The sequence below is a fragment of the Rhodoferax sp. GW821-FHT07F03 genome, assembly GCF_059418745.1.
The window spans coordinates 418479-433406 of record NZ_JBWKQM010000001.1 but is presented as its reverse complement, the minus strand read 5'-3'; the positions used below and the strand labels follow the sequence as shown (position 1 = coordinate 433406).

Annotated in this window: 13 protein-coding genes; 2 read left to right on the top strand and 11 right to left on the bottom strand. The window is 64.2% G+C overall.

What is annotated here, in order from left to right; all coding sequences use genetic code 11:
• Positions 1 to 16 precede the first annotated feature (16 nt).
• From AC07R0_RS01920 to guaD, 4 genes are all read right to left on the bottom strand, one after another.
• Positions 17 to 1876 carry a dipeptide ABC transporter ATP-binding protein gene (locus tag AC07R0_RS01920; protein ID WP_495103568.1) on the bottom strand — a complete coding sequence of 620 codons (1860 nt, stop codon included), beginning with the start codon at positions 1874 to 1876 and terminating at the stop codon, positions 17 to 19.
• Positions 1873 to 2709, bottom strand: coding sequence for a class II glutamine amidotransferase (locus tag AC07R0_RS01915; RefSeq protein WP_495103567.1), 837 nt, complete (start codon positions 2707 to 2709; stop codon positions 1873 to 1875). The genes AC07R0_RS01920 and AC07R0_RS01915 overlap by 4 nt, the downstream gene beginning before the upstream one ends.
• 41 nt (positions 2710 to 2750) lie before the next feature.
• A complete protein-coding gene (gene dcd, locus AC07R0_RS01910) occupies positions 2751 to 3317 on the bottom strand; it encodes a dCTP deaminase (RefSeq protein WP_495097342.1) in 567 nt (188 codons plus the stop codon).
• 84 nt (positions 3318 to 3401) lie between these two features.
• On the bottom strand, positions 3402 to 4685 hold the full coding sequence (gene guaD, locus AC07R0_RS01905; protein ID WP_495103566.1) for a guanine deaminase: 1284 nt from the start codon (positions 4683 to 4685) through the stop codon (positions 3402 to 3404).
• Positions 4686 to 4731: 46 nt separating this feature from the next.
• On the opposite strand from guaD, the gene AC07R0_RS01900 reads away from it, so the two are divergent.
• Together AC07R0_RS01900 and AC07R0_RS01895 are read left to right on the top strand one after the other, a co-directional pair.
• Positions 4732 to 5502, top strand: a complete 771-nt coding sequence (locus AC07R0_RS01900; RefSeq protein ID WP_495103565.1) for a tetratricopeptide repeat protein — start codon at positions 4732 to 4734, stop codon at positions 5500 to 5502.
• A gap of 23 nt (positions 5503 to 5525) precedes the next feature.
• The gene (locus AC07R0_RS01895; protein WP_495103564.1) at positions 5526 to 5936 is read left to right on the top strand and encodes a hypothetical protein; all 411 of its coding nucleotides are present in this window, start codon (positions 5526 to 5528) and stop codon (positions 5934 to 5936) included.
• Positions 5937 to 6009: 73 nt separating this feature from the next.
• Here AC07R0_RS01895 and AC07R0_RS01890 read toward each other — a convergent pair whose 3' ends face one another.
• From AC07R0_RS01890 to AC07R0_RS01860, 7 genes are all read right to left on the bottom strand, one after another.
• Complete coding sequence (locus AC07R0_RS01890; RefSeq protein WP_495103563.1) at positions 6010 to 7695, bottom strand: acid phosphatase; 1686 nt, start codon at positions 7693 to 7695, stop codon at positions 6010 to 6012.
• Positions 7696 to 7879: 184 nt separating this feature from the next.
• Positions 7880 to 8923 carry an adenosine deaminase gene (locus AC07R0_RS01885; protein ID WP_495103562.1) on the bottom strand — a complete coding sequence of 348 codons (1044 nt, stop codon included), beginning with the start codon at positions 8921 to 8923 and terminating at the stop codon, positions 7880 to 7882.
• Complete coding sequence (locus AC07R0_RS01880) at positions 8923 to 9906, bottom strand: aromatic ring-hydroxylating dioxygenase subunit alpha (protein WP_495103561.1); 984 nt, start codon at positions 9904 to 9906, stop codon at positions 8923 to 8925. The genes AC07R0_RS01885 and AC07R0_RS01880 overlap by 1 nt, the downstream gene beginning before the upstream one ends.
• 208 nt (positions 9907 to 10114) lie before the next feature.
• Positions 10115 to 11281, bottom strand: a complete 1167-nt coding sequence (locus AC07R0_RS01875; RefSeq protein ID WP_495097349.1) for a BMP family ABC transporter substrate-binding protein — start codon at positions 11279 to 11281, stop codon at positions 10115 to 10117.
• Positions 11282 to 11326: 45 nt separating this feature from the next.
• On the bottom strand, positions 11327 to 12247 hold the full coding sequence (locus tag AC07R0_RS01870) for an ABC transporter permease (protein ID WP_495103560.1): 921 nt from the start codon (positions 12245 to 12247) through the stop codon (positions 11327 to 11329).
• Positions 12247 to 13338 (bottom strand): ABC transporter permease, encoded by a 1092-nt coding sequence (locus tag AC07R0_RS01865; protein ID WP_495103559.1) that lies wholly within the window; start codon positions 13336 to 13338, stop codon positions 12247 to 12249. Before AC07R0_RS01865 ends, AC07R0_RS01870 begins: the two co-directional genes overlap by 1 nt.
• A complete protein-coding gene (locus AC07R0_RS01860; protein ID WP_495103558.1) occupies positions 13325 to 14881 on the bottom strand; it encodes an ABC transporter ATP-binding protein in 1557 nt (518 codons plus the stop codon). Before AC07R0_RS01860 ends, AC07R0_RS01865 begins: the two co-directional genes overlap by 14 nt.
• Positions 14882 to 14928: the final 47 nt, after the last annotated feature.

Sequence of the window (14928 nt, the reverse complement as noted above, 5' to 3'; positions counted from 1 at the left end):
CCGGGTACCAAACTATCTAGTAGACACCACCTACCTTGTGCCGTGCCACAAAATGGCCCGGCCCCACCTCCAGCAGGGGTTCTACCTGCGGCAAATCGCCCAGCGCGCGAATCGGACTGGGGATGTCGCCCACCAGCAGCTCACGCTTGCCGCGTCGGCGCGCCGGGTCGGCTACTGGCACCGCCGACATCAGGCGGCGGGTGTAGGCGTGCTGCGGGTTCTCGAACACGGCGCGGCGTGGGCCGATCTCGACGATCTGGCCCAGGTACATCACCGCCACGCGGTGGCTGATGCGCTCCACTACCGCCATATCGTGCGAGATGAACAAAAAGGCGATGCCAAATTCGCGCTGCAAGTCCAGCATCAGGTTCACGATCTGCGCGCGTATCGATACGTCCAGCGCCGACACGGCCTCGTCGGCAATCACCACCTTGGGGTTCAACGCCAGGGCCCGCGCAATCGCGATGCGCTGGCGCTGGCCGCCAGAGAATTCATGCGGATACCGCTGGGCCGCGCTGGCGGGCAGGCCCACACGCTGCAGCAGCTCGGTCACGCGCTGCTCGGCCTGCGCACCTTGGGCCACGCCGTGCACCAGCAGCGGCTCCATGATGGCAAAGCCCACGGTGAGCCGAGGGTCCAGCGAGGCGAATGGGTCTTGAAAAATGAACTGCACGTCGCGCCGCAAGGCCTGCAGCGCGCGGCCCTGTAGCGGCGCAATCGCGCGCCCGGCCACGTCCACGCTGCCGGCATTGAACTCCACCAGCCGCGCCAGCGAGCGCCCGGTGGTGGACTTGCCACAGCCCGACTCGCCCACCAGGGCCAGGGTTTCGCCCGGCTGCAGGCTGAAGCTGACCTGCTCCACCGCGCAGACCTGGCGCGTCACCCGGCCCAGCACACCGGTACGCACCGGGAAGCGCGTGGTCAGCGCCTGCACGCGCAGCACCGGTGGCGCCTGGCGTTGCACGGTGTCCGGCAGCGGCTGGTCCAGCACAGCGGAAGCATCGGCGTCCAGCAGCGGAAACTTGGCTGGCGTGTCGGTGCCATGCATGGCGCCCAGCGTAGGCACGGCCGCCAGCAAGGCTTTGGTATAGGCTTGTTGAGGGGCAGCAAACAGGGCGGCGCAGTCGCCCTCTTCCACCGGGTCGCCACGGTACATCACCAGCACGCGGTCAGCCATCTCGGCCACCACGCCCATGTCGTGGGTGATGAAGACCACGCCCATCTGCATCTCTTCCTGCAGCATGCGGATGATGGCCAGCACCTGGGCCTGGATGGTCACATCCAGCGCCGTGGTGGGTTCGTCGGCAATCAGCAGACTGGGTTTGCAGGACAGGGCCATGGCAATCATCACGCGCTGGCGCATGCCACCTGACAGCTGGTGCGGAAAGCGGTCCAGTACATTTTTAGCCTCAGGGATACGCACCAGGTCCAGCATGCGCAAGGCCTCGGCACGGGCCGCTGCGCGGGCCAGACCCTGGTGCAGGCGGATCGACTCGGCGATCTGCTCACCCACCGGGAACACTGGGTTCAGCGAGGTCATGGGCTCCTGGAACACCATGGCCATCTCAGCCCCACGGATGCGCCGCATGGTGGCCGGGCTGGCCCGGGCCAGATCCAGCACCGAGCCGTCGCGCCGGTGGAAATCCATTTGACCGCTGACGATACGGCCGCCGCCGTTTTCCACCAGACGCATCAGCGCCAGCGAAGATACCGACTTGCCCGAACCCGACTCGCCCACGATGGCCAGGGTTTCACCCGCATTGACATGGAAGGACAGGTCGCGCACCGCATCCACGACGCGCTCCTTGGTTTCAAAGCGTACGCCCAGGTGGCGCACATCCAGAACACGGCGAGGCTTTGCGCCCTCCACCGTCACGCAGCCACTCCGCGCAGCAGCCGGGCCGTGCTGTAACTGCTGTCAGCCGGTTCCTGCAGACTACTCCAGACCTGGGCGCCTTCCACGAAGACCTTCAGCTCGCCGGGCTCGAAGCTGGACCAGGGCTCATCCGTGGTCAGCGGCTCGGTGGCCACCAGCACCATGCGGTCGCTTTCGCTGTTGACCTCACGCAGGTCCAGCGTCATGTCGCAATCGACCAGGCGCGCGGTCTGGAACGGGTGCTGACGCGACACCCAGCTGAGCTTGGTGGAGCAATGCGCGTACATGGCCTCGCCGTTGGACAGCAGGAAATTGAACACGCCATGGTCTGAAATACGGCGCGACAAACCGGCCAGCACCGGTGCGATCTGCTTCCAGCAGGGCGGGCAGGCGCCGCAGAACACGCTGCGCAGCTCCTGCAGCATCCAGCAAAAGGCTTTTTCGCTATCGGTCGTGCCCACCGGCAGGTAGTTGCCCACCAGGCCGGGGTGGAAGTTCTTCAGGTCGCCGTTGTGGCAAAACACCCAGTGCTGGCCCAGCCATTCACGCTGGAACGGGTGGCAGTTAGACAGGGTGATCTGGCCCTGCGTAGCCTTGCGGATATGCGCCAGCACGGACTTGGATTTGATCGGATAGCTGCGCACAAAGTCGGCCAGCGGCGAGTCGCTGGCCCGGCCGTCGTCGATGAACAGGCGGCAGCCGGTGCGCTCGTAAAAGGCGATACCCCAGCCATCTGCATGCTCACCCGTCTGGCCGCCCCGGGCGGAAAAGCCGGTGAACGAAAAGTTGATGCTGGCGCTGCTATTGCAGTTCATGGCGAGCATTTGGCACATGGTGGTTTCTTTCCTTGGATTCGCCTAATGCCCAGCAAAAATCAGGCCCGGGGCAGGGTCACTCCCACCTGGCCTTGGTATTTGCCGCCACGGTCTTTGTAGCTGACCTCGCAGACTTCGTCGCTTTCGAAGAACAGCACCTGGGCACAGCCTTCGCCAGCGTAAATCTTGGCGGGCAGCGGCGTGGTGTTGCTGAATTCCAGCGTCACATAGCCTTCCCACTCGGGTTCGAAAGGGGTCACGTTAACGATGATGCCGCAGCGCGCGTAGGTGGATTTACCCAGGCAGATGGTCAGCACATTGCGCGGAATGCGGAAGTATTCGACCGTGCGGGCCAATGCAAAGCTATTGGGCGGGATGATGCAGCTGTCGCCAGAGAAATCGACAAAGCTTTTTTCGTCAAAGTTCTTCGGGTCCACCACGGTGCTGTGGATATTGGTGAAGACCTTGAACTCGGGCGCGCAACGGATGTCGTAGCCGTAGCTGCTGGTGCCGTAGCTGATGATTTTGTTGCCATCTCGCTCGCGGATCTGGCCGGGCTCAAAGGGTTCGATCATGCCGTGTTGCTCGGCCATGCGGCGAATCCATTTGTCGCTTTTGATTGTCATAAAGATGTCTTTCGGTGAACGGCGATTGTAGCGTGCGGCATCCTTGAATGCTATCAACTTAATAGCTATATCGACATAAGCAATCTACAGCGCCTGCGAAATCACCGTGCGCTCCACCAGACGGTCGTCGCCCAGAATAATGCAGCCAAACAGCAGCTCGTCCAGGCTGTGCGCCCGCGAGGTCTTGCGTGCCAGCAGCGGCGTGGCCTGCGGGTTCAGCACCAGGAAATCGGCCTCGCAGCCCACCGCCAGATTACCCACCACCCCGCCCAGGCCCAGCGCGGCGGCGGCGCCCGCCGTGTGCTGCCACCACAGCTGCTGCGGGCCCAGGGACAGGCCGGCCTTGGTCTGCCCCTCTCTCCCCACGTAATAGGCAGCGCGCATGGTGTGGAAGGGGCTGAAGCTGGTGCCGCCGCCCACATCGCTGGCCAGGCCGTAGCGGAAGCCCGCGCGGTCCGCCTCGGCGTAGTCGAAAAAGCCACTGCCCAGGAACAGGTTGCTGGTCGGGCTGACGGCGGCCACGGTGCCGCTATCGCGCATCAGCGCGCGGTCGATGGCGTCAAAGTGAATGCAGTGCGCGTACACGGCACGCGGGCGCAGCAGGCCGAAGTCCTGGTACACCTCCAGGTAGCTGCGCGCATCCGGGAACAGCTCCTTGACCCAGGCGATCTCGCCCAGGTTCTCGGCCACATGCGACTGCACCCATACATCCGGGTAGCGCGCAGCCAACTCGCCCGCTCCGCGCAGCTGCTCCGGCGAGCTGGTGGGCGCAAAGCGCGGCGTGATGGCATAGCCCAGGCGGTCCACGCCGTGCCAACGCTGCAGCAGGTCTTCGGTGTCGATCAGGCTTTGCTCGGTTTCGTCGCGCACGCCGTCGGGTGAATTGCGGTCTTGCAGCACCTTGCCGGTCATCAGGCGCATGCGGTGGCTTTGCGCCTCGGTGAACAGCGCATCCACCGAGCTGGGGTGCGAGGTAGCGAATGCCAGCGCGGTCGTCACCCCATTGCGTAGCAGTTCTGCTATGAAAAACGCAGCTACTTCCGCAGCATAGGCGGGCGAGGAAAAGCGTTTTTCTGCGGGAAAAGTGTAGTTCTCCAGCCAGGGCAGCAAGCCGTCGGCTGGGGCGCCGATGATGTCGCTCTGCGGATAGTGGATGTGCATGTCCACAAAACCCGGCGCCAGGATGCGCCCAGGCAGGTGTTCCACGCTCAATCCCGGGTATTTGGGTCCCAGCGTACGGTAGGGGCCCACGGCCTGCACCACCCAGGTGCCCAGGGCGTTGGGGCCGACGACCAGCAGGCCGTCCTCCTCGTACAGGGCGGTTTGGTCGTCGGCAAAACGGAGAATAGCGGCGCGGTAAGCTTTCATATCTGACAAGCTTACGCATAATTCAGGCCATTTGATGTATTCCAACATGCCGATATCGACTTCTATCCATGCGCTTCCGACAAGCCTGGATGAGCTGAACACCCTCCCCCCGGACCAATGGCAGGCTGTGTTGGCCAGCCCACCTGCCCAGGCCGTGCCCTGGGTACGCGCCGCCGCCGAGCTGGGCCATGCCTCCGCCCAGGCCGCGCTGGGCCAGTGGCTGCTGGACGGCCACGGCATGGACAAGGACGCCGCGCAGGCCGTGCAATGGTTTTTGAAATCCGCCGCCCAGGGCCACCCCGTGGGCATGAACATGGCCGGGCGTTGCCTGGAAAACGGCTGGGGCACGGCGCCCGACCTGTTTGGCGCTGTCGCCTGGTACAAAAAAGCCGCCAGCCGCGGTCTGGACGCCGGCCTGTACAACCTGGCCAACCAGCTGGCCGCCGGCCACAGCGTGCCGCAAGACCACGCCGCCGCGCTGCAGCTGTACCGCCAGGCCGCCGACCAGGGCCATGCCAAGTCCATGACCAAGATCGGCCGCTACTACGAGGATGGCCTGGTGGTGGAGCAGGACCGGGAGGCCGCCTTCTTCTGCTACCAGGAAGGCGCGCAGGGCGGCGACTTTCGCGGGCAGTTCAACTACGCCAGCATGCTGGCCGAGCGCGGCCGCCTGGCCGAAGCCCTGGAGTGGCTGGCCAAAGTGCCGCTGACCGCCACCAAGGCCTACCTGGAGAAGACCGGCGCCCTGCTGCAGCAGTCTGGCAATGCGCAATTCCAGCGCGTTGGCAAGCTGTTCCTGCAGCAGGCCGGGCACTGAGCCCTGTTCCCATCCGGCTGACCATGGCTGTTGCGCACCCCGTCTTCCCCATCCGCACCGAATGCCCGCCCGGCGCCTGCAATTGCGGGCGCGACGCGCTGCTGCAAAGCCCCGACGGCGACCTGCGCGTGTTGCGCCTGACGCGCGAGGACGAAAAGCGCCTGGTGCAGCGCCTGGAAAACCTGAGCAGCCTGGGCGACCTGCGGCGCATGGAAGAGCGGATGGAGCAGCAGGTGGGCATACGCCTGAGCATCAGCAGCAGCCCGAACGAGGTCCGCACGCTGCGCGGCATCGTGATCCTGGTGCACGAGCAGCCCGGCCTGTGCCGCAAGACGCGCCAGGCCATACCGGCAGCCATCAAGCGCAGCCTGGAACTGCACCCCGAGATTGCCTACGACATCCTGAACGTGGGCGGCCTGTTCGAAGGCAGCTGAACGCCGCCCCGGCGTTTACTACAGTTTTAGTAGCTGCTAGCGCAGGTAGTACCTGCGCTAGCGGCCTATTTCATCAAGATTTGAATTGCAGGGCGTTGGTCATGTCGCCCATGGGCTGCTGGCCGCGCGCGACCATGGCGTCATCGCGCTCCTTCAGCCCGTCCAGCTTCTCCAGGCCGAACACGCGGGTGATCAGGCGCAGGATGGAGCCGGTGTCGTAAATGGTGTGGTCCACCGTGCCCTTGCGGGCGAAAGGCGAAATCACCATCGCCGGCAGGCGCGTACCCGGGCCCCAGCGGTCGCCCTTGGGTGGCGCCACGTGGTCCCACCAGCCGCCGTTTTCGTCCACGGTGACGACGACCACCATGTTGTCCCACTGCGGGCTGGCGCGCAGCAGCTTGATGGCGTGGGCGATGTGGCGGTCGCCGCTGGCCACATCCGCATAGCCAGCATGCATGTTCAGATTACCCTGGGGTTTGTAGAAGGTCACTGGCGGCAGCTTGCCGGCCTCGATATCGGCAAAGAAGCGGTTGGTGCGCGTCTCGTCACCCAGGCCGCCGTCGCGCAGGTGCTTGGTGCGGGCTGTGGGGTTCTCGGGGCCGAGGTTCTTGAAGTAGTTGAACGGCTGGTGGTGGTACTGGAAGTTGGGGATCTTGGGGATGCCCTTGGAGTCCTTGAACTGATCGAGCGTGGCCTGCCAGGCGCCGGCGTACCAGGCCCAGTCCACGCCCTTCTTGTCCAGCTTGTCGCCAATGTGCTGGTGCACCTGCGGCACCAGCACGCTGGGCTGGTTGGGCTCGGCGTAGTCGGGCCGGGCGCTGTCGCGCGACCAGGTAGGCCAATACGGTGGCGCCATGGTGTTCACGGCGTAGCCATCGGGCGTAAGGGCATTGGGGTCGAACTTCGGCGGGCCATCCATGGCGCTGGCCGGGCTGTTCTCGGTGGGCTTCAAGCGGTAGTCGGTCGGGTCGCTGCTTTGCAACCTGGCCACCTGGGTACGGGCAGGCGAGTTCATCACGTCCGGGTAGAAGGGCACGGTGCCCGTCACCAGGTACTGGTGGTTCAGGAAGGAGCCGCCGAATGCGCCCTGGAAGAAGTTGTCGCACAGCACGAATTCCTGTGCGATGTCCCACAGGCGCAGGTTGTAGCGGGTGTCGGCGTAGTAACCCATGGTGATGCCGCCCGCGTCGCCCCAGGCCACAAAGCCGTCGTTCTTGCCGCCGTTGATCTGCATCTGGTTGTGAAAGAAGGCATGGATCAGGTCGCGCGTAACCAGGCCCAGCGGCAACGCCTCGCCCTGCGGGCCTTTGAGCGCATACGGGGCGTTCGGCAAGTCGGTCTGGTACTGCGTGCCGGCCTCGTAGGTCACACCTTCGACCACCTGCGTGCCCACTTGCACCACGCCGCCCCAGGTCTGCGGCAGCTTGCCCAGCAGCTTGCCGTCGCGGTCACGCTGGGCGAAGTCGCCAGGCTTCAGGGCCGACAAGGGCTTTTCCAGACCGGGGAAGTTGGCAAACAGGTTGTTGAAGCTGCGGTTTTCAGCGTAGATCACGACCACGGTTTTGACGTTTTTCTGCAAGGCGCTGTCCAGCGCGCTGCTCTCCATGGCGCCAGCGCCACGCATGCTGTCAGTTGCGCAGGCGGTGAGCGTGGCGCCCACGCTGGCGGTGGCCATGCCGCCCAGGAAGTGGCGGCGCTTGAGTTCGGGTGCTGGGCTGGTGGTTACAGAGTCTTCGGTGGAGTCTCGTGGATCCGTCATGGCATTCCTGGCTGGTTTGTTGTCTACGAAGCTAGGCATGCTAGCCAGCAACCATGACAAAGAACAGCGCCGAATATGTAAAGGAATGTGAAACCCAGCCCATCATTTCACTATAGAAAAAATAGCTGCTAGCGCAGGTGCTATCTGCGCCAGCAGCCTATTTTCTATAAATTTTCCAACCAGCCTAGAAGCCGGTGAAGCAGGCTTGCAGGCGATCGGTCAGGGCTTTCTTATGGCTGGCGTCGATGAAGCTGGCCTCGAAGCTATTGGCCGCTAGCTGGTAAGCCTGCTGCGCGCCCAGGCCGGTGGCGGCAAAGGTCTGGGTGAAGTTCTCATTGATGTAGCCACCAAAGTAGGCCGGGTCGTCCGAGTTCACCGTGGCCACCAGGCCGGCATCGAGCAGGCGGCCCAGGTTGTGGTCGGCCAGGTTGGGGAACACGCACAGCTTCTGGTTGGACAGCGGGCACACCGTCAGCGGGATGCGGTCCTTGGCCAGGCGCTGCATCAGCAGGGCATCCTGGAAGGACTGCACACCGTGGTCGATGCGCTCGACCTTGAGCACATCCAGCGCGCTCCAGATATAGGCAGGCGGCCCCTCCTCGCCCGCGTGAGCCACCAGGCGCAGGCCCAGGCTCCGGCACTTGGCGAAGACCTGGGCGAACTTCTCCGGCGGGTGGCCCAGCTCGCTGGAGTCCAGGCCCACTCCGACGAATTTGTCCTGGTACGGCAGCGCCTGCTCCAGCACCTCGAACGCGTCTGCCTCGCTGAGGTGGCGCAGAAAGCACAGTATCAACACCGCGCTCAGCCCCCACTGCTTGTGCGCGTCCTGGCAGGCGCGATGCAGGCCGTTGATCACCACCTCGATGGGCACGCCGCGCGCGGTATGCGTCTGGGGGTCGAAAAACATCTCGGTATGCACCACGTTGTCGGCGGCGGCGCGGGCCAGATAGGCATGCGCCATGTCGTAGAAGTCCTGCTCGGTCAGCAGCACGCTGGCGCCTGCGTAGTAAATGTCCAGAAAGCTCTGCAGATTGGTAAAGGCGTAGGCACGGCGCAGCTCTTCCACGCTGGCGTAGGGAATAGCCACCTGGTTGCGCTGCGCCAGGGCGAAGATCAGCTCAGGCTCCAGCGAGCCCTCGATGTGCATATGCAGCTCGGCCTTGGGCATGGCGCGCAACAGCGCGGGCAGACGGTCTGCGGCGATGGGGGGTACGGTAAAGGTGTGCATCAACAGACTCCAAAAGTAATGCCCAGGTTTTTCAAATAGCGGCGGTAGGCGGACGAGGCTTTGTCCGCAGCCGTGTGCAGCTCGGCCCGCAGGTCCAGCGGCAGACGCTTAGGCGTTTGCGATTCCAGCACCGGCTGGTCCTGCGTAAAGATGGTGTGCTGGAAGGCCCGCATGGCGTCATCCGTGCTGCTCCAGTCATTGGAAGCCAGTCTAAACCAGACCCGGCTGCGCTCGGGGCCCTGCGGGCAGATGAACATTGCAATCGCCTCGCGGTAGTCCTGCAGCGCCACCTGCGCCGGGTCGGGCAGCTTGGTGAGTACCGCCGTATAGGGCGCCTCGACCGCATAGCTGTACTCCACCTGGGCCGGCCCGGTGGCCTGCAAGCTGGATTGGGGCTGCCAGGCCTTGCACTGCGTGGCCCACAGGCCCTGCGCCGTGCTGTCCACCTTGTAGTCGTCAATGGACGATGCCTCGCGCGTGCCCAGCCAGCCTTCGTGCACAAAGGCAAAGTGCGACATGTCCAGAAAATTCTCGACCAGGCGCGGCGCGCTGGTCGCCACGTCGTACGGGCCGCACAGCAGCTTGCGCAGCCGCGCATCGGACTCGGCGGCAAATGGTACAAGCTCCTGCGGTGAGGCAGGCGCCTGCAACTGCACCCACACCAGGCCATAGCGCTCGCAAGCCGCAAAGACCGTGGCAGTATGCCCCGCTGGCGGCACAAAGCCCGGCAACGCCGGCACACGCACACACTGCCCCGAGGCCGCGAACTGCCAGCCGTGGTACGGGCATTCCAACCGGCCATCACGCACCTGGCCCAGCGAAAACCGCGCACCCCGGTGCGGACACTGATCCGCCCAGGCATGCACCCCACCCGCCGCGTCGCGCCACAGCACCAACGGCTGGTCCAGCAAAGTAGCGCCCAGCGGCTGCTGCGCCACCGCCTCACTGGCGGCCACCGGATGCCAAAGCGTTTTTTCAATCATCTTCAAGCCATTCAGCAAAGACTGTGCCGCAATAAAAAAGCCGCTCCGAAGAGCGGCTTTCAAAGGGGCAGCAACCGCCCTCTTCTCCAGGCCAGCGCAGCGAGGCCCCTTCCAGAAACACCGCAGATCCGGCTCCGCCGGTCTGCTGGTGTTGCCCCCTGCAAGGGGGTTGGCGGCGACACGCAGTGCGCAAGCCTGGGGGTGAGCCTTATTTTCCGCCTGGAACCTTGCCCTCAACACCCTTCACGTAGAAGTTGATGCCTTGCAGGAAGGCGTCATCCGCCACGGCGTCCTTAGCGACCAGCACCTTGCCGTCTTGGCCCACGATGGGGCCCTTCCAGATGGCGAAGCTGCCGTCGGCCAAGCCCTTCTTGACTTCGTCGATCTTGGCCTTGGTTTCAGCTGGCACGTCATCGGCGATGGACACGACATCAATCGCGCCTTCCTTCACACCCCACCAAGCTTGGCCAGTAGCCCACTTGCCGTCCAGAGCGTCCTTGGTGGCCTTGATGTAGTACGGGCCCCAGTTGATGATGCTGGATGCCAGATGGGCCTTGGGGCCATAGGCGGACATGTCCGAATCCCAGCCAAAGGCGCGCTTGCCCTTGCTTTCAGCGGTCTTCAGCACGGCGGAAGAGTCGGTGTTCTGGAACAGAATGTCAGCGCCGCCGTTGATCAGCGAGGTGGCGGCTTCGGTTTCCTTGGGTGGGCTGAACCATTCGTTCACCCAGACCACCTTGGTCTTGATCTTGGGGTTGCTGCTTTGCGCGCCCAGGGTGAAGCTGTTGATGTTGCGGATCACTTCAGGGATAGGCACCGAGCCCACGATGCCCAGCACATTGGTCTTGGTCATCTTGCCCGCGATGATGCCGGCCATGTAGGCGCCTTCGTAGGTGCGGCTGTCGTAGGTGCGCACGTTGTCAGCCGTCTTGTAGCTGGTGGCGTTCTCGAACTTCACATCCTTCAGGTCGGCAGCGGCCTTCAGCATGGGTTCCATGTAGCCGAAGGTGGTGCCGAAGATCAGCTTGTTGCCTTGGCCGGCCATGTCGCGCAGCACGCGTTCGGCATCGGCGGACTCGGGCACGTTTTCCACGTAGCTGGTGACGATCTTGTCGCCCAGTTCCTTTTCCAGCGCCAGGCGGCCACGGTCGTGTGCATAGGTCCAGCCACCATCGCCCACGGGGCCCAGGTAGGCAAAAGCGACCTTCAGCGGCTCGGGCTTGGCGGGTGCAGCCTCGGCCGCAGGCGCGGAAGCAGGGGCTGCCGCAGGGGCAGCAGGTGCCGGCTCTTCCTTCTTGCCGCAACCCGCCAGGGCTGCCGCCACCGCGGACGCGGCAGCGAGTTGGATGAGGGAGCGTTTCTTCAAGTCAGTCATGGCAAAAGCACTTTCAGGCAGGGTTGAAAAAAGAGTAACAAAACATTATGAACCGGGAAAAAACGGTTTCCCCAGCGACGCGGGCATATTCATGCGTATCCACGCCGGGTTGCGCGAGATCAGCGCCAGCACCACGATAGGAGCCAGATAGGGCAGCATGCTCAGGAACTGGCTGGGCACGTTGACCCCCGTTCCCTGCAGATGGAAGGACAGCATGGTCACGCCACCAAACAGGTAGGCCCCCAGCAACACGCGGGCCGGCCGCCAGGTGGCAAAAGTGGTGAGCGCCAGCGCAATCCAGCCGCGCCCGGCGACCATGCCCTCAACCCATAACGGGGTATAGACCAGTGAGACAAAAGCACCCGCCAGACCGCACATGGCGCCACCGGCCACCACGGCCATGAAGCGGATGCGGCGCACGGGATAGCCCAGCGCGTGGGCCGACTCGGGCGACTCGCCCACCGAGCGCAGCACCAGGCCAGAGCGCGTGCGGTACAGGAACCAGATCAAGCCCAGGGTCAGCGCCATGGTCACGTACACCAGCGGATGCTGGCGGAACAGCGCCGGCCCTACCAAGGGAATGTCGCCCAGCAAGGGCACAGAGAACTGCACCCGCTCCGGCAGCTTTTCCTGCACGTACTGGATGCCCACAAACGCCGAAAAGCCGGAACCGAACAGACTCAAGGCCAGGCCGGTGGCGTACTGGTTGGTGTTGAGCCAAATTACCAGCACGCCAAACACCGCCGCCAGCAGTGCGCCCGCGCCCATGCCCGCCGCAAAGCCCAGCCAGTCGTTGCCGGTATGCACCACCGTGGCAAAACCGGCAATGGCCGCGCACAGCATCATGCCCTCGGCCCCCAGGTTGACGATGCCCGCACGCTCGTTGATCAGCAGCCCCAGGGCCGCCAAGGCCAGCACGGTGCCGGCGTTAAGCATGTCGCCAAATAGCAAGAAATACGATTCCATTACTTCGCTCCCCCGGTAGCAATGTGGGCGATCCGGGTGAGCCCCAAACGTACGCGGTATGCGATCAAGGTATCGCAGCCCAGCAAGGTAAACAGCAGCAAGCCCTGGAACACCCCGGTCAGCGACTTGGGCAGGCCCAGGCGCGACTGCGCCAGCTCACCGCCGATGTAGAACATGCTCATCAGCACGGCAGAGAACACCATGCCCACCGGGTGCAGCCGCCCCACATAGGCCACGATGATGGCCGCGAAACCGTAGCCCGCCGGCACATAAGGCGTCAGCTGGCCCAGCGGCCCGGCCACCTCCAGTGCGCCGGCCAAGCCAGCCGTGGCGCCCGAGACCAGCAGCGCCGTCCACAAAGCCTTGCGCGATGAAAACCCGGCATAACGCGCCGCGGCCGGCGCCAGCCCGCCCACCTGCAGTGCGAAACCAGCGCGTGTGCGAAACAGGAACACCCACAGCACCGCCACGCCCGCCAGCGCCATCCACAGCCCAATGCTGACGCGAGAGCCCTTCCAGATGCGCGGGATCTGCGTCACGGCCTCAAAGTTCTTGGACTGCGGGAAGTTATGCCCCATCGGGTCTTTCCAGGGGCCATCCACCATATAGCCCAGGATGAGCACGGCCACATACACCAGCATCAGGCTCACCAGAATCTCGCTGGCATTGAACTTGTCGCGCAGCACCGCCGTGACGCTGGCCCAGGCCATGCCGCCCAGCACACCGGCCAGCAAGATGGGCACGACGATCCAGGTGCTGCTGCCCTTATCGGCCATCAGCGCCACGCCACCGGCAAAAATGGCACCCAGCAGGTACTGGCCCTCGGCCCCGATATTCCACACGTTGGAGCGAAAGCACACAGCCAGGCCCAGCGCAATCAACAGCAAGGGCACGGCCTTGACCATCAACTCGCCCAGCGCATACGGGCTTTTGATCGGCTCCCAGAAAAACACCTGCAGACCCTTGACCGGGTCTTTGCCCAGCACAACGAACAGCGCAATGCCAATCAACACCGTGATCAGCAGAGCCAGAATGGGCGAGCCGTAGCCCCAGAACTTGGACGGCTGGGGGCGGGGTTCAAGCTTGAACATAGACCACCTCCGCCATCGCTGCCACTGGCGTAGCCACCACAGGCGGGGCATTCCACAATCCACTCATCCATTCTCCAATCTGGGCCACGGTGGCCTGCGCACGCGGGATGGACGGGGACAAGCGCCCCTTGGCTACCACGTGCAGGCGATCGCATATTTCAAACAATTCGTCCAGCTCTTCGCTGACCACCAGCACCGCGCAACCAGCATCGCGCAGCGCCAGAATCTCGCCGCGGATCTGCGCCGCAGCCCCCACGTCCACCCCCCAGGTGGGCTGGGACACGATCAACAGCTTGGGCTTGGCATCGATCTCGCGGCCCACAATGAACTTCTGCAGGTTGCCGCCCGACAGGGACTTGGCAGCCGCATTCGGCCCTCCAGCCTTGACCTTGAAGCGGTCGATGATGGCCTGGGCCTGGGCCTGCAGCGCGCCCAGCTTGATCCAGCCGCTGCCGGCCACAGCGTCGATGCGCGTCAGCAATAGGTTGTGCGCCAGGCCCATGGTGGGCACAGCGCCACGGCCGAGCCGTTCCTCGGGCACGAAATGCACGCCCATGGCACGGCGCGGGCCGGGGCCCATCTGGCCTACGTCGCGGCCAAACACCTGCACCATGTCGGGCCGGGCCCGCACGTCTTCGCCCGACAAGGCGTACAGCAGCTCGCGCTGGCCGTTACCGGAGACGCCAGCAATACCGACCACCTCGCCCTCGCGCACATCCAGGTCGATGCCATCCAGGTCCACACCAAACTGGTCTTCGCGTGCCAAGTGCAAGCCGCGCACGCGCAGCACCGTGGGGCCGGTTTTGACATCGCGGTGCTGCAACGCGGGTGGCTCGGCGCCAATCATCAGGCGGCTGAGCGAGGCGTTGCTTTCCTCGGTAGGGTTGCACACGCCTGTGACCTTGCCGCCGCGCAGCACGGTGCAGGCGGTGCAGAGTTCACGAATTTCATGCAGCTTGTGGCTGATGTAGAGAATGCTGCAGCCCTCGGACACCAGCTGTTTGAGCACCACGAACAGCTTCTCCACCGCCTGTGGCGTCAGCACCGAGGTGGGCTCGTCCAGGATCAGCAATTGCGGGTTGGTGAGCAGCGAGCGGATGATTTCCACCCGCTGCATCTCGCCCACGCTCAGGGTATGCACCGGGCGGCTGGGGTCGATATCCAGGCCGTAGGCGCTGGCCTTGGCGGTGATGCGCTGGGTGACTTCGGCCAGGCTCAGGCTTTTGTCCAGGCCCAGCCACACGTTCTCGGCCACGGTGAGGGTGTCAAACAGACTGAAGTGCTGGAACACCATGCTGATGCCCAGCGCCCGCGCTTCCTGCGGGTTGCGGATGTGCACCGGCTGACCGTTGAACAGCACCGTGCCTTCGTCGGGCTTGACCGAGCCGTAGATGATCTTCATCAGCGTGGACTTGCCGGCGCCGTTCTCGCCCAGCACGGCATGGGCCTCGCCCGGCTGCACCGCCAGCGACACGCCGCTATTGGCCACCACGGCCGGGTAGCGCTTGGTGATATTCGTCAATTGCAGTCTGGGTGGGGCCATACCTTGGGAATCTCGATTTATAAAAATAATGCCGCTAGCGCAGAGTA

Coding starts and splice junctions, on each gene's coding strand:
- AC07R0_RS01890 (WP_495103563.1), bottom strand. CDS start 7,695: ATGACGGATCCACGAGACTCCACCGAAGACTCTGTAACCACCAGCCCA.
- AC07R0_RS01885 (WP_495103562.1), bottom strand. CDS start 8,923: ATGCACACCTTTACCGTACCCCCCATCGCCGCAGACCGTCTGCCCGCG.
- AC07R0_RS01860 (WP_495103558.1), bottom strand. CDS start 14,881: ATGGCCCCACCCAGACTGCAATTGACGAATATCACCAAGCGCTACCCG.
- guaD (WP_495103566.1), bottom strand. CDS start 4,685: ATGAAAGCTTACCGCGCCGCTATTCTCCGTTTTGCCGACGACCAAACC.
- AC07R0_RS01865 (WP_495103559.1), bottom strand. CDS start 13,338: ATGTTCAAGCTTGAACCCCGCCCCCAGCCGTCCAAGTTCTGGGGCTAC.
- AC07R0_RS01915 (WP_495103567.1), bottom strand. CDS start 2,709: ATGTGCCAAATGCTCGCCATGAACTGCAATAGCAGCGCCAGCATCAAC.
- AC07R0_RS01870 (WP_495103560.1), bottom strand. CDS start 12,247: ATGGAATCGTATTTCTTGCTATTTGGCGACATGCTTAACGCCGGCACC.
- AC07R0_RS01875 (WP_495097349.1), bottom strand. CDS start 11,281: ATGACTGACTTGAAGAAACGCTCCCTCATCCAACTCGCTGCCGCGTCC.
- dcd (WP_495097342.1), bottom strand. CDS start 3,317: ATGACAATCAAAAGCGACAAATGGATTCGCCGCATGGCCGAGCAACAC.
- AC07R0_RS01900 (WP_495103565.1), top strand. CDS start 4,732: ATGCCGATATCGACTTCTATCCATGCGCTTCCGACAAGCCTGGATGAG.
- AC07R0_RS01880 (WP_495103561.1), bottom strand. CDS start 9,906: ATGATTGAAAAAACGCTTTGGCATCCGGTGGCCGCCAGTGAGGCGGTG.
- AC07R0_RS01895 (WP_495103564.1), top strand. CDS start 5,526: ATGGCTGTTGCGCACCCCGTCTTCCCCATCCGCACCGAATGCCCGCCC.